The sequence below is a fragment of the Xylanibacillus composti genome, from assembly GCF_018403685.1.
GTDB classification, from domain to species: domain Bacteria; phylum Bacillota; class Bacilli; order Paenibacillales; family K13; genus Xylanibacillus; species Xylanibacillus composti.
Genome location: NZ_BOVK01000022.1, coordinates 1 through 14,287 on the forward strand (window position 1 = coordinate 1; position 14,287 = coordinate 14,287).

A 14,287-nucleotide genomic window follows, 5' to 3' on the forward strand; every position below is an offset into this window, starting at 1 on the left:
TCCTGGGAGAGTAGGACGCTGCCAGGCAACCCACGAAGCGCGACTGTTTCTCGAATGAGAGGCGGTCGCGCTTTTTGTGGTACGCACGTTTTTTGTGCTAATCGTTTATGTGCTGTTTCTTGTAGGGTTCCTTACACATTTGAACTGAAAAGCGTGCAAGAAACCGAGCAGATAACAGATCCGTACCCCATTCCGTACTCCATTATGTGTATCTGAATGCGGATGATTATGCGGTGGACGATATTGACAAACTACATATAGCAGTGATCAACATCTATAGTTCAATGGCATCTGAGGGAAAAGGCCATATACACCAGACTAAGGGGATTAGACGAGACGCAATCAACGCTTTGCACAAGCGGACATAACTTTTCTTGACAGCCTAAAACCGCTTTGCTAATATTGCACTAATATACACGGACATAGAAGGAAACGAGGAGGACTTGAGTGTGTGGGAAACCAAATTTGCCAAAGAGGGTTTGACATTTGACGATGTGTTGTTGCTGCCGGGCAGGTCGGAAGTGTTCGGCAAGGAAATCGACATTTCGACCAAGCTTGGCAAGATCAAATTGAATGTGCCTTTTGTCAGTTCTGCGATGGATACAGTCACCGAATCGAAGCTGGCGATTGCACTGGCGCGAGAAGGCGGCATAGGCATCATCCATAAGAATATGTCGATTCAGCAGCAGGCGGAAGAAGTGGATCGGGTAAAGAGATCGGAAAGCGGCGTTATTACGAACCCATTCTCCCTTACACCGGATCACCATGTTTTTGATGCAGAGGCGGTTATGGCGAAGTACCGCATTTCGGGTGTGCCAATTGTGGACGAGCATAACAAGCTGGTCGGCATTTTGACGAACCGCGATTTGAGGTTCGTTCATGACTATGCAATCAAGATTAGCGAAGTGATGACAAAGGAGAATCTGGTCACTGCGCCAGTAGGTACTACGCTGCAGCAAGCGGAGGGAATTCTGCAGCAGCATAAAATTGAGAAGCTTCCTTTGGTTGATGAGAACAATGAATTGAAGGGACTCATTACCATCAAGGATATTGAAAAGGCCATTCAGTTCCCTAATGCGGCCAAAGACGAACAAGGCCGGCTGCTTGCAGGAGCAGCGGTAGGCGTATCGAAGGACACGATGGACAGAGCGGCAGCATTGGTGGAGGCAGGCGTTGATCTGCTCGTCGTAGATTCCTCACACGGTCACCATATCAATGTATTGAATACTGTCAAGAAAATTCGCGAGGCGTATCCCGATTTGCCGATTTGTGCAGGCAACGTGGCAACCGGCGAAGGAGCAAGAGATCTTATTAAAGCGGGAGCTAGCATCATCAAGGTCGGTATAGGGCCAGGCTCAATCTGTACGACACGTGTTATCTCAGGGGTCGGCGTACCGCAAATATCTGCCGTTTATGACTGTGCTACTGTAGCGCGCGAATACGGCGTTCCGGTCATCGCTGACGGTGGCGTTAAGTATTCAGGCGACATTGTGAAGGCAATTGCCGCGGGAGCTAGCGCAGTAATGGTGGGCAGCTTGTTCGCAGGAACAGAAGAAAGTCCGGGAGAGTCCGAGATTTTCCAAGGACGCCGCTTCAAGGTATACAGAGGCATGGGTTCGCTCGGTGCAATGAAGGATGGCAGCAAGGATCGTTATTTCCAGGAAAATGAGACCAAGCTTGTTCCGGAAGGCATTGAAGGCCGGGTTCCTTACAAAGGACCACTTGCCGATATCGTCTTCCAGCTGGTCGGTGGATTGCGTTCCGGCATGGGTCTTTGCGGTACGCCGAATATCGAGTCGTTGATCAATGATGCGCAGTTCATACGCATTACGAATGCCGGTCTACGCGAAAGTCATCCTCATGATGTGCAAATTACGAAAGAGGCGCCGAACTACTCCTTATAAGTAACCGACAGACAGGCCCCTGACAAATGGGAGATCGCCTGTCTGTCTTTTTTTGCGGACGTGCCTGTGATACAATAATACGGTACTGAATAAATCCATGAGGATAGGAGAAGTGAAGGAAGTTGGCTTGGACGCGGATAAAAAAACCGGTGGTTCGACTTTGTTTGGCATCATTTTTACTTATGTATATCGGCTTTTTGTCTGTACTTGTCCCAACAGCTGAGGCAGAAGAAGCAGTTAATTTGAATCTCAATGTGGAAGCTGCTGTGTTGATTGAGGCAACGACAGGGCAAGTATTGTATCAAGTGAACAAGGATGTGCCCCGTCCGCCAGCCAGCATGGCCAAGATGATGACGGAGTACATTGTGATGGAGAGCATCAAATCCGGGAAGATTGAATGGGAGAGCCAGGTTCAGATTACCGAATACGCAGGCAGCATTGGCGGATCAGGTCAATTGCTGGCGAAAGGCGAAACCTACTCAGTCAGGGACTTGTTCCGCAACATGTCCATCTATTCAGGGAATGACGCCTCCGTAGCATTGGCAGAGTTCATCGCAGGCAGCGAGACCAACTTCGTGGAACTTATGAACCAGACGGCCCGGGAGCTTGGCATGTCGGAACAGGCGCATTTTGTCAATTCAACGGGTTTGAATAAAGAAGATTATCCGCAGGCATATGCCAATCATATTCCGAATGTGCCTGGAGAGACGCTTATGACGGCGCATGATGCGGCTTTGCTGGCACAAGCAATCGTGACCAAGCATCCAGAGGTGCTTGAATACTCCCAACAGACACGCGCTTACCAACGGGAAGGCGATGAGACATCCCCGCAGATGATCAACTGGAACAGAATGCTGGAGGGCTGGAAAGACTCCGCCTACTATGCGCAGTATGCATACGACGGACTCGATGGTCTCAAGACCGGATTCACCAACCAGGCAGGGTACTGTTTCACTGGTACGGCCGAACGCAATGGCATGCGGTTGATCAGCGTGGTAATGGGGACGGGCAGCGAGGACGAGCGGTTCCGGGAAACCCGCAAACTGCTTGATTATGGTTTCAATAACTTCGAGATGAAAACCATTATGCCAGCGAAATCGGAACTGCCTGATCTCAAAACAGTCGAAATCAAAAAAGGCAAGGAAACAGAAGTTAGTGTAGTCACTGAAACGGGCGTCACTTTCATTGTTGGGAAAGGCGAGGGAGATGACAACATTACGTTTGCTACCGAGCTTCTGCCGGAAGACGAGCGTATTGCTCCAATTGAACAGGGAGATGTACTGGGCAAACTGATTGTCACTTACAGCGGCATTACAGATGTTCAGCAGACTGTCCAATTGGTTGCGGCTGAAGATGTAGAGAAAGGAAGCTGGTTCCGCTTGTTTTTCCGAGCAATCAAGAACTTCTTCGTTGAACTGTTCGGGGGAATCAAGAATTTGTTCTAAATGAACCGTGTTGCCTATTTTAAGAGGTATGGAGTTGTGCAATGCTGAGGCATATTGTAAAATGTCTTGTTAGGAGTAAAAGCGACCAGGTGTCGCATAATGAATAGAATCGGGAGGAAATTAGGGATGCAAACGGGAACTTCAACAGTTAAACGCGGTATGGCTGAAATGCAAAAAGGCGGCGTCATCATGGACGTTATGACAGCAGAGCAGGCGAAAATTGCGGAGGCAGCAGGTGCTTCAGCAGTTATGGCCTTGGAGAAAATTCCTGCGGAGATTCGCGCCTCTGGCGGTGTAGCCAGAATGGCGGACCCGCGCGTCGTCGAAGAGGTTATGAAGGTTGTGTCGATTCCAGTCATGGCGAAGGCGCGAATTGGTCACTATGTCGAAGCGAAGATGCTGGAAGCGATGGGCGTTGACTATATCGATGAGAGTGAAGTACTAACCCCTGCTGATGAAGTGTTCCATATTAACAAGCAGGAGTTTACGGTTCCTTTTGTTTGCGGGGCGAAGGATTTGGGCGAAGCACTTCGTCGTATTGGCGAAGGCGCGTCGATGCTGCGCACGAAAGGCGAGCCGGGAACAGGCAATATCGTAGAGGCTGTTCGCCATATGCGGTTAATCCAGTCGCAAATTCGCAAGATCCAGGGCATGTCCAAGGATGAGCTGATGGCCGAAGCGAAGAATTTGGCAGCGCCGTATGATCTAATTCTTTATGTGCACGAGAATGGCAAGCTGCCTGTAGTTAATTTCGCGGCAGGTGGGGTTGCTACACCGGCTGATGCAGCGTTGATGATGCACTTGGGAGCGGACGGTGTGTTTGTCGGATCCGGAATATTCAAATCCGACAATCCGGAGAAGTTTGCAAAAGCGATCGTAGAAGCAACGACCCACTACACGGACTTTGCCCATATCGTTGAAATTTCGAAGGACTTGGGAACGCCGATGAAAGGAATTGAAATCTCCAGTCTGGATGCATCCCAGCGCATGCAGGATCGTGGCTGGTAATCGGGCATTCACACACAAAAAGAGGGAACAGACATGAAAATTGGCGTTCTGGCTCTGCAAGGGGCTGTAGCGGAGCATATTCGCATGTTGGAGAAGGCCGGAGCGGAAGGCGTTCCGGTGAAGCGTACCGAGCAGCTGAAGGACCTCCAAGGCATGATTATTCCTGGTGGAGAAAGCACAACGATCGGCAAGTTGATGCGCACGTATGGATTTATTGAGGCAATTCGTGAGTTCTCCGCGCAAGGGAAACCTGTTTTCGGCACATGTGCCGGGCTGATTGTCATTGCCAAAGACATCGAGGGACAAGAGGAAACCCATCTGGGGTTAATGGATATTAAGGTTCAGCGCAATGCATTTGGGCGTCAGCGCGAGAGCTTCGAGGCCGACTTGCCGATTCAAGGATTTAATCAATCAATCCGGGCCGTATTCATACGCGCCCCATTGATCAAAGAGGTCGGCCGCAATGTTGAGGTGCTCTGCAGTGTGAACGATGAGGTGGTGGCTGCTAGAGAGGGCCATTTGTTGGCATGCTCCTTCCATCCAGAGTTGACGGATGACAGCAGCTTGCATGAGTACTTTTTGAAGATGGTTGGAGAAGCAACTGGCCAAGCTTGACTTATTCAAGTTACGTCGGCATTAGGAGGGTTTTCAGGATGTTGGACATCAAAAGGCTGCGCACCGATATCGCCACCGTAGAACAAGCTCTCGCGAACCGGGGTGGATCAGCGGCGGAATTAGGGAATTTCACGGAGCTGGATGTTAAGCGGCGCGAGCTGCTGCAAGAGAGCGAACAACTGAAGAACCGGCGCAATACCGTGTCCCAAGAAGTCGCTAAAATGAAGAAATCCGGTGAAAATGCCGACGACTTGATCCTCGAGATGCGGCAAGTGTCTGATCGTATCAAAGGATTGGATGAAGAAATCCGCGCCATAGAAGAGCAGCTTCAGGGGATCTTGCTCACAATCCCGAATATTCCCCATGAGAGTGTACCGATTGGCGCATCGGAGGAAGATAATGTAGAGCTGCGTCAATGGGGGACGCTTCCTGAATGGAATTTTGAGCCGAGGGCCCATTGGGATCTGGCGGAGCAACTGGGCATCTTGGATTTTGAAGCAGCTGCGAAAGTGGCAGGTTCCCGGTTTGTGTTTTATCGCGGGCTGGGTGCAAGGCTTGAGCGGGCGTTGATTAATTTCATGATGGACTTGCATAGCAGCGAGCATGGTTTCGAAGAAATGCTGCCTCCGTATATGGTGAACCGGGACAGCATGACAGGTACTGGCCAGCTTCCGAAATTTGAGGAGGATGCCTTCAAGCTGACGGATACGGACTATTTCCTCGTGCCGACAGCAGAGGTGCCGGTGACCAACTATCACCGGGACGACATTTTGTCTCTTGGGGATCTGCCCAAATATTTTGTTGCATACAGTGCTTGCTTTCGTTCGGAAGCAGGCTCGGCAGGAAGAGATACACGCGGCTTAATCCGCCAGCATCAGTTCAATAAGGTAGAGCTTGTCAAGCTTGTGGCGCCGGAGCATTCGTACGAAGAACTGGAGAAGCTGACCGGCAATGCGGAACGAGTCCTGCAGCTGCTCGATTTGCCGTATCGGATCATGACGCTGTGTACAGGCGACTTGGGCTTTACGTCTGCCAAGACATACGATCTGGAAGTATGGCTGCCCAGCGCCAAGATGTACCGTGAGATTTCCTCGTGCAGCAATTTTGAAGATTTTCAAGCACGGCGGGCGAATATTCGCTTCCGCAGAGAAGCTTCCGGCAAGCCTGAATTTGTACACACCTTGAACGGTTCCGGTTTGGCCGTGGGGAGAACTGTTGCAGCGATTTTGGAGAACTATCAGCAAGAGGACGGCTCAGTCGTCATTCCAGAAGCGCTTCGCCCTTATATGGGCGGTGTGGAAGCAATTACGCCCAAGTCCAGCAAATAGACATTGCACATGAGGCGTTCGTTATGGTAAAATGCTTCTTGCATGTTGATAAAGGCTGCTTATGCAGCCTTCATATGGAGAGGTGGTCGAGTGGTTGAAGGCTCTGGTCTTGAAAACCAGCGAAGGGGTAACTCTTCCGTGGGTTCGAATCCCACCCTCTCCGCCAGTTACATAAAAAGTGCCACCCTTGGGGTGGCTTTTTTTGTGCGGGGAGGTTTAAGGGATCGAACCCACGGAAGACGTGGGGGCGTCGGAGCATGGGCATCTTTGAATGAGCATCGCAGTCTCGAAGGGACAAGCGCGCCGAAAGGTGCGTACCCGAAGAGTATCCCACCCTCTCCGCCAGTTACATAAAAAGTGCCACCCTTGGGGTGGCTTTTTTTGTGCGGGGAGGTTTAAGGGATCGAACCCACGCAATGGAGGAGGAAGGCGCAGGTACGAGTCAGACGACAGCTGTTTCCTGAGTTGACAAAGAACAAGAACAAAGATTATACTATAGACGTCCATAGAGGTATATAAACTATATAGGAAGTATTTAATGAAAAGAAAGGGTTGAAAAATCATGAAAACGTACACTCCGCAAGAAGTGGCAAAGAAAATCCAGCACACGCTCGTCACGCCAGACGCTTCAGAGAAGGATATTGCCAAAGTGGTCGAGGAATGCTTAACGTATCAGTTTGACGGGGCAATGGTGCAGCCTTGCTGGATCCCTTTTGTGAAGAAGAAGTTGGAAGGAAGCGGCGTTAAAGTTTGCACGGCACTTGGTTTTCCGATGGGCGGCATGATGACCTCGTCCAAAGTGGCTGAGGTGGTTGAAGTGTTCGATGCAGGTGCGGACGAAATCGACTTTATGCCGAATTACGGATGGTTTAAAAGCGGCAAGGAAGCGGAGTTTCAAGCCGAAATTGCTGCTGTCGTACAAGCGGCGAAGGGAAAAACGGTAAAAATAATGCTGGAATTCGGCATGTTAAACCGCGAAGAGAAAATCCGTGCTGCCACGCTGGCTAAGGAAGCAGGAGTAACTTACTTGAAGAATTCAAGCGGCTGGGGGCAGGGCGGCCACGCTACGGTCGAGGACATTGCGCTGCTTAAGGAAATTGCCAATGGAGAAGTCGGCGTGAAGGCCTCGGGCGGCATACGCAATTTCGACGCGGCTGTGAAGATTCTAAATGCAGGTGCGGAGCTAATCGGCACAAGCGGAAGTGTGAAAATTGTGACGGGAGAGGGAGAAGAGAGCAGTATTTATTAACCAGATTAATAATTGTACAGCCCCTCATTTTATAAGGAAGTGAAGATTGGCAAATCCAGCTAACTATGCTATACTTGCTACGCAAGTGCTGTAAAGGTATAGTGATATATATATACGTATAAAAGGTGAAACTCATGAAGGAATCGATTATTAATAAAACAGGGCCGGAGCCGATCTATGTACAAGTACAGAATTGGATGAGGGGAAACATCAGCTCAGGAATATGGAAAGCTAATGAGAAAATTCCTTCAGAATCCGACTTGGCCGATAAATTGCAAATCAGCAGAGGGTCCTTGAAACAAGCGATCAAGCAGCTGGTCGATGAAGGCGTTCTCTTGCAAATTCACGGCAAAGGAACCTTTGTCAAGGGCAAGCAGCTGGAATCGCCGGTAGCCGAGCGGCTCATATCTACTGCGGAATCATTGCTGGAGTCAGGGAATGAATTTACTACCCATGTTGTCAGTGTGGAGCGTGTGGCGGCATCCCAGGTTGTAGCAGAAGTGTTGAATATGCAAGAGGGGAATCAGGTATATAGGCTCCAGCGTATTCGTTATCTGGAGGAAATCCCTGTTATGTACTTGGAGAACTATTTGTCCTGCGAACGGTTTCCGGATCTGGATAGGGTCGATTTTGAAAGCGAGACGCTGTTTTCGATTATGGAACAACAATACAATAGCAAGATCCATTGGGGAAAACGTTCCTTCGTAGCGGAAGGGGCAACAAAAAGCAAGGCGGAGCTCCTGCAGATCGAAAAGGGGACGCCTATCATTTTGCTCGAGCAGGTGACCTATTCCGATCAGAGCGAGCCCCTAGAATATTCCAAGGTATGGATACGTAGCGATCAGATGAAGTTGACCTCCATCTTGCGCAGAACGTAAGCAGTCCTGGCTCGCCCGTGAGGGCGGACCAGGCTATTTTTTTATCCCCTTCCAAAGCTGCTCGGCGTAACGCTTCATTTGCAATGCGGATTGCCAGCGGTCAGAGGTCTCCACGAAAGCGCCGCTGCGATGTTGGGTAATGGCATAGTCCGGCGGACCGAATTCGCAAACAAATGGCAGGAAGGAGCCGGGTGAGGCAGATTCAAGCCAATGCCGCATGCCTTGCTCCCACCAGCGAGTAAAATGATTCAGCATAGGGTGCCGCAGGGCCTCGTTCATGTCCAGCTGGATTTGTTGGCCATTCGAGATTCTGCCATGAATGCTGGCGGTCTGGCGCAGCAGCGGCTCAAAGTAAGGGTCAATGTCCGCAACGTTGCGATGAATCTCACCAGCCAAAACATAATGTGAAAAATCTATAGTTAGCTGCAATTGCGGCAATTGGTTCACGTACGCAATAGTGCGGAGCAAGTCTTGTGTAATGCGGCCGCGATGCGTCTCGACAAAGAACGGAATGCCGGCAGTGTCGGCTTGTTCGACAATCTGTGTCAGCAGGGAGATTGCCTGTTCGCCGGTTACAAAAGAAGTAGACACCTGCGCGTTGATATAGTCCACGCCGAAATCAACGGCACGAGCCAAGTAATCCTTGGCCTCCTCCGGGTTATGGATGAACGCTTCGATCCCAAACCGCAGCTGGTATGCATCAAGCTTCTGTCTCCAAGCAGTTCGTTCCTCCGCAGAAGGGAGTCTGCCCAGTATGCCTTGGAAGCCTGCAGCATGGATGCGCTCGATCTTCTCCTCAAACGACCATTCCCCCTTCTCGTCGCCCACTTGTCTCATGGCCCACCAAGACTGATGAACTTCCATTTCCTTCATTTTATCTCCTCCAAAATACGTATATAGAGGTATATTATCAATCATAAACATATAAATCAATGACACGGATCAAAAATATGCGAAATAGGATTGACAAATAGCCACGACGAAATTATTATACATATGAGACGTATATAAAGGTATATAAACAACATGGTAATACTATAATTATCATGATTATAATTGTTAGGAGTGATCGACATCATGACGGAAACGCATTACTTAACCGGTAACGCCAGGGGCACCTTTATGCGGCAAGACACGGCCGTGATGCTGAAGCGGTTTTATTTGATCGAGCAGGCAAGCATTATCGGGCAGGCAGGATGGCTGCCGGCAATTCCATATTTCGAAATGAAAACGCTTATTCCCAAAATGCTCTGGGAAGATGCCATGACTGCTGATATGCTGCGCAAGCGGGTCATTGAACTGCGCTTCCCGAGCCGCATGCTGGAAGTCGGCACAGACCAGCCGCTTGTAGACTATATTCGTTCGTGCTATCTGGCACCGAACGCCATTGCCTTCATGATGGTAATGTCCAGATTAATCAAGCCCGCTCTGCGCTCCGCCTATCAAACCTACTTGAATGTGGCGGACGAGATCGGGGACGGACCTACTTATCGCTTCCTTCGCGTGGCAATAGAAGAGAAAACTCGGCATATCGACATCCTGGAGAAATTCCTGGCTTCCGTCATAGGCGATGTGCCGCAGGAGGAAGTGGAAAAAGCGGACGCCTGGATCAAGCAACAGGATCTCTGGCTGCAGAAAGTCGGGGGATTCGGACTGGATGCTCCGAATGCGATTGCCATTGAGCCTCTGACCGGCAAGTACGAGCCGGCGGAAGTTCCGGCAAGAGAAGACAGCTTTCGGAAGGTTCGCTTCTATTGGCCGGATATCGTAGATCCTGCATTCCCGTACGGTACTGGCATGCAGCTTCAGCTACGAAGCGCAGTCAGTCACTTTAACGAAGTGTGGGCGGTAGAGACAGGAGGCTTTATCTTGTACAGCTTCGCAGAAGAGCTGGGATGGTCGTTTGTGTTTGACGCTGCCCGGTGGGTATATGACGAAAGCCGGCATGTACGGATGGGCTATGATCGTCTGGTCTCATGGGGATATGAGGATGACGAGCTGCCATTGGGCACTTACATTTATGATTCATCCAAGGGACACGATCCTATCTATCGCTTGGGCATGCTGTTTTATTTCGAATCGAAAAACATCGGCAAGAAAATCGACCGAATTAAAAATTTCGAACGGATGCAGGATCGCATGAGTCAGCATGATATGGATTTCGACTGGGCGGACGAGACCATTCATACGGGCTATGGCAAAACGTGGTTGTCGCAAGTGCTGAAAAACAGAGGCCAGGACCCCGATGATTACAGTCATGTCAAAGACGAATGCGAGCGTCTTGTAAGACGTGTAGTGGAATCTGTCTCCGAAGAGGAGATTGAGGAAATCAAGCAGATTGCCAACCACATGATCACCAAACAATCTCAATAATAGACGATACATCAGGGCAAGGGGGATCGACCAATGGGCAGTAGAGCACGCGTAACGGTAATAGGAAGCTACAATGTAGGTCTCGTTGTGAATGCAGAACGATTGCCTGCATGGGGGGAGACCCTGTTTGGCAACGGATTTTGCGAGAGTCCGGGAGGCAAGGGGTCGAATCAGGCAGTAGCCGCGTCGAGGCTTGGCGGAGAAGTAAGATTTATTGGAAGCGTCGGTACGGATCGGTATGGCGATGACGCCATCAGCATGCTGAAGAAAGAGCAAATCGATCTGACGTATCTGAAAAGAACAGGTGCATCCATGACAGGAGTAGGGTTTGTTTTTTTGAACAAGGAAGGCGACAACTGCATCGTTGTGGATCCCGGCGCCAATCTTGAACTCATGCCCGAAGATATTGATAACGCGGCGGAAGCAATCGAACAGTCGGATGTCATCTTGTTTCAGCTCGAATCCAGTCTGGATACTGTCCGGTATGGACTGAAAACCGCCCGGGAAAAAGGAAAGGTGACCATCCTGAACCCGGCGCCTGCCCAAAAAAGATTGGACGATTTGCTGCCTTACGCAACATACGTGACTCCGAACGAGACAGAGTTAAAGATTATGAGCGGACTGCCGCCAGAGCAGAGGCTCACCGATGATGATTGCATTCAGCTCGGGCGCAGCATTATTTCGAAAGGACCGGAAGCTGTTATTGTGACAATGGGCGAGCGTGGAGCGCTGGTCATTCTTGAAGAAACTTCCTATCTGCTGCCTTCCGTTCCGGTTGCTGCGGTGGATACAACAGGCGCCGGAGATTCGTTCAATGCCGCACTGGCTGTTTCGCTGGCGGAAGGCAAGCCGTTGCAAGAGGCAGCTGCGTATGCTTGTGCGGTTGGCGCGTATACGGTAACTGGCAAAGAGGTTATTCCGGCTCTGCCTACAAGGGAGCAGGTGGAGTTATTTCTTGCTGAGCGCAAGGAGATGTCCCATGAGCGAAGCTGAATTGTTGAGGATGGATGATATTTGCAAGTCGTTCGGCCCTAATGTCATCCTCAAAGATGTCCATTTCACACTTCTGTCCGGGCAAGTACATGCGCTGCTGGGGGCGAACGGCGCGGGGAAGTCTACGCTGATGAAGATCATATCCGGCGTATATACTCTGGATTCGGGATCGGTGACCGTTCAGGGCAAGCAGGTTAGCATTCAGTCGCCTGCGGATGCGAAGCGGCACGGCATCAGCATTATTCACCAGGAGCTCAGCCTCGTGCCCGAGATGACGGTAGCTGAAAATATTTATCTGGGCAAAGAAGCCAGCGCCAATGCTGCGGGCATGTTTTTCTCTAAGGGCAGGCTGGAAGCATGCACAGAAAAGCTTCTGGGGAAGTACGGAATTCCGCTTGATCCGCGGGCAAGGGTACGTGACTTGTCGATTGGACACCAACAGCTGGTGGAGATCATGAAAGCGGTGTCAGATGAATCAAACATACTTATTATGGACGAGCCCACAGCGACATTGACAACAGGCGAGACCGAACAGCTATTTACGGTTATACGTTCCTTGAAAGACAAGGGAATCGGAATGGTTTACATTTCGCACAGGCTGGACGAAATACAAGAAATTTGCGACTATGTATCGATTCTGAAAGACGGACGGAACACGGCGGAAGGACCGATACGCGATTTCAGCAGCGAGAAGATCATCGAGCATATGATCGGGAAGCAGTTGGAGCACTATTATCCGTCTTCGGACCGGGTGCCGGGCCAACCCGTCTTGGAATTGTCCAAGGTGACCAAGGGACACGTCTTGAACCAGGTAAGCTTGCAGCTCCGGTCCGGCGAGGTGCTGGGGCTGTTCGGTCTGCTTGGTGCGGGACAAACAGAATTGCTCAAGGTCGTATTCGGCGCAGAAGAGTATGACGAGGGAGAGATCCGGATTCAGAATCAGGCTGTCCGGCTGGATTCGCCGGCGAAGGCCAAGGCACATGGAATTGCGCTGGTTACAGAGAATCGGAAGGAAGAAGGGCTGGTTCTGGAACAGGGAACAGCATCTAATATAGCCTTGGCTTCTATGAGACGGCTGTCCCGCTGGGGGATCAAGAAGGACGGCAGAATCCGATCGGTCGCCAATCATTATGTGGAAGCCTTGAATATCAAATTGAGCTCGATTCGCGAGCCGGTGAAAAATCTCAGCGGCGGCAATCAGCAAAAGGCCATTCTGGGGAAATGGCTGTACACCGAACCGAATATTGTGCTCTTAAGTGAGCCGACAAGAGGCATTGATATTGGCGCTCGTTCAGAAATATACCATTTGCTGTCCGACTTGGCTGATCAGGGAAGAGCCGTAATGGTTGCTTCCAGTGATGCGGACGAAATCCTCGGCATGTGCGACCGCATTCTTGTCATGTTCAATGGAAACGTGATTGCAGAATTGAAGCGGGAAGAAGCCAATGAGGAATTGCTAATGGAATACGCATCTGGCGCAAGGGAAAAGAAAGAGGTGAAACAATGACAACATCAGCAGCAGCCAGTCCAGCGAATCGGGCATCGAAATATCTTCAATTTATCCAAACCTATGGGATGTTGTTGATTTTACTGCTGGTCGTGGCTATCTTTTCGTTGCTTAGCTCGAATTTCTTGACAACCGGGAACTTGATTAATATTTTGAGACAGGTGTCCATTGTCGGCATCATTGCGGTCGGCCAGACGCTTGTCATTCTAACCGCAGGGATAGACTTGTCTGTCGGCAGCATAGTGGGATTGTCCGGCGCCGTATCAGCCAGTGTAACGTTGGGAACCGGCAATCCGTTAATCGGCATCGCCGCAGGTTTATTGACAGGTGCTGTGATCGGCTTGTTTAACGGTGTGATGGTTTCCTACTTCAAGCTGACGCCTTTTATCGTGACACTGGCCACCATGACGGCGGTCTCCGGCATAACGTTAGTGTATACGAACGGGAATCCAATTATCGTATCGGATCCTGTTTACAAATTCATAGGGCAAGGATACATAGGACCGATTCCTTTCCCTGTCGTTTTGCTAGTGGTCGTGTATGTGCTATTCTTTTTCATCCTGCGCAAAACCGTGCATGGCCATTACATTTATTCGATTGGCGGAAACGAGAAGGCATCCGTTCTTGCGGGTATTCCCGTTAAAAAACATAAGATGATCGTGTATACGGTTTCCGGTTTGCTAGCAGGTCTGGCAGCAGTCATCTTGAGCGCCCGGTTATCGGCGGCAACACCAGTTGCCGGCACCGGTTATGAGCTGGATGCAATCGCAGCGGTCATCCTTGGCGGCACAAGCCTGTTTGGCGGGAAGGGAGGTGTAGGAGGAACACTGATCGGCGTTCTCTTACTCGGTGTCCTGACAACGGGCATGAACTTAATCAATGTCTCGCCGTTCTATCAGGATGTGGTGAAAGGCGCGATTGTTTTAGTAGCTGTATTGCTGGATCGCTTCATCAACGCAGATACTCAATAAGCATTTAGGGGGATAC

At 50.3% G+C, this 14,287-nt stretch carries 12 protein-coding genes and 1 tRNA gene; 12 read left to right on the plus strand and 1 reads right to left on the minus strand.

Annotated elements, in window-relative coordinates; genetic code table 11:
• Nucleotides 1-449 precede the first annotated feature (449 nt).
• From guaB to XYCOK13_RS08760, 8 genes are all read left to right on the plus strand, one after another.
• Nucleotides 450-1,904: an IMP dehydrogenase gene (guaB, locus tag XYCOK13_RS08725; RefSeq protein ID WP_213411754.1), complete on the plus strand. Its 1,455-nt coding sequence runs from the start codon at nt 450-452 to the stop codon at nt 1,902-1,904.
• 164 nt (nt 1,905-2,068) lie between these two features.
• Entirely contained in the window at nt 2,069-3,349 is a 1,281-nt protein-coding gene (locus XYCOK13_RS08730; RefSeq protein ID WP_244865081.1) for a D-alanyl-D-alanine carboxypeptidase family protein, read from the plus strand.
• 126 nt (nt 3,350-3,475) lie between these two features.
• Nucleotides 3,476-4,357 (plus strand): pyridoxal 5'-phosphate synthase lyase subunit PdxS, encoded by an 882-nt coding sequence (gene pdxS, locus XYCOK13_RS08735; RefSeq protein WP_213411756.1) that lies wholly within the window; start codon nt 3,476-3,478, stop codon nt 4,355-4,357.
• Between the two features lie 33 nt (nt 4,358-4,390).
• Nucleotides 4,391-4,972, plus strand: a complete 582-nt coding sequence (gene pdxT / locus XYCOK13_RS08740) for a pyridoxal 5'-phosphate synthase glutaminase subunit PdxT (RefSeq protein WP_213411758.1) — start codon at nt 4,391-4,393, stop codon at nt 4,970-4,972.
• Between the two features lie 38 nt (nt 4,973-5,010).
• Entirely contained in the window at nt 5,011-6,300 is a 1,290-nt protein-coding gene (gene serS / locus XYCOK13_RS08745; protein WP_213411760.1) for a serine--tRNA ligase, read from the plus strand.
• Nucleotides 6,301-6,376: 76 nt separating this feature from the next.
• Nucleotides 6,377-6,466 (plus strand) — tRNA-Ser (locus tag XYCOK13_RS08750).
• Between the two features lie 396 nt (nt 6,467-6,862).
• Complete coding sequence (deoC, locus tag XYCOK13_RS08755; protein WP_213411762.1) at nt 6,863-7,549, plus strand: deoxyribose-phosphate aldolase; 687 nt, start codon at nt 6,863-6,865, stop codon at nt 7,547-7,549.
• A gap of 134 nt (nt 7,550-7,683) precedes the next feature.
• Complete coding sequence (locus XYCOK13_RS08760) at nt 7,684-8,427, plus strand: GntR family transcriptional regulator (protein WP_213411764.1); 744 nt, start codon at nt 7,684-7,686, stop codon at nt 8,425-8,427.
• A 33-nt stretch (nt 8,428-8,460) separates the two neighbouring features.
• On the opposite strand, the gene XYCOK13_RS08765 is transcribed toward XYCOK13_RS08760, so the two are convergent.
• Complete coding sequence (locus tag XYCOK13_RS08765) at nt 8,461-9,300, minus strand: sugar phosphate isomerase/epimerase family protein (RefSeq protein WP_213411765.1); 840 nt, start codon at nt 9,298-9,300, stop codon at nt 8,461-8,463.
• A 204-nt stretch (nt 9,301-9,504) separates the two neighbouring features.
• Here XYCOK13_RS08765 and XYCOK13_RS08770 point away from each other — a divergent pair, with 204 nt between their 5' ends.
• The 4 genes from XYCOK13_RS08770 to XYCOK13_RS08785 are packed head-to-tail and all read left to right on the plus strand — an operon-like array spanning nt 9,505 to nt 14,271.
• Nucleotides 9,505-10,800: a DUF455 family protein gene (locus XYCOK13_RS08770; RefSeq protein ID WP_213411766.1), complete on the plus strand. Its 1,296-nt coding sequence runs from the start codon at nt 9,505-9,507 to the stop codon at nt 10,798-10,800.
• A gap of 33 nt (nt 10,801-10,833) precedes the next feature.
• Nucleotides 10,834-11,793, plus strand: a complete 960-nt coding sequence (rbsK, locus tag XYCOK13_RS08775; RefSeq protein WP_213411767.1) for a ribokinase — start codon at nt 10,834-10,836, stop codon at nt 11,791-11,793.
• Nucleotides 11,780-13,300 (plus strand): sugar ABC transporter ATP-binding protein, encoded by a 1,521-nt coding sequence (locus XYCOK13_RS08780; protein WP_213411768.1) that lies wholly within the window; start codon nt 11,780-11,782, stop codon nt 13,298-13,300. The genes rbsK and XYCOK13_RS08780 overlap by 14 nt, the downstream gene beginning before the upstream one ends.
• The gene (locus tag XYCOK13_RS08785; protein WP_213411769.1) at nt 13,297-14,271 is read left to right on the plus strand and encodes an ABC transporter permease; all 975 of its coding nucleotides are present in this window, start codon (nt 13,297-13,299) and stop codon (nt 14,269-14,271) included. Before XYCOK13_RS08780 ends, XYCOK13_RS08785 begins: the two co-directional genes overlap by 4 nt.
• The last annotated feature ends 16 nt before the right edge of the window (nt 14,272-14,287 follow it).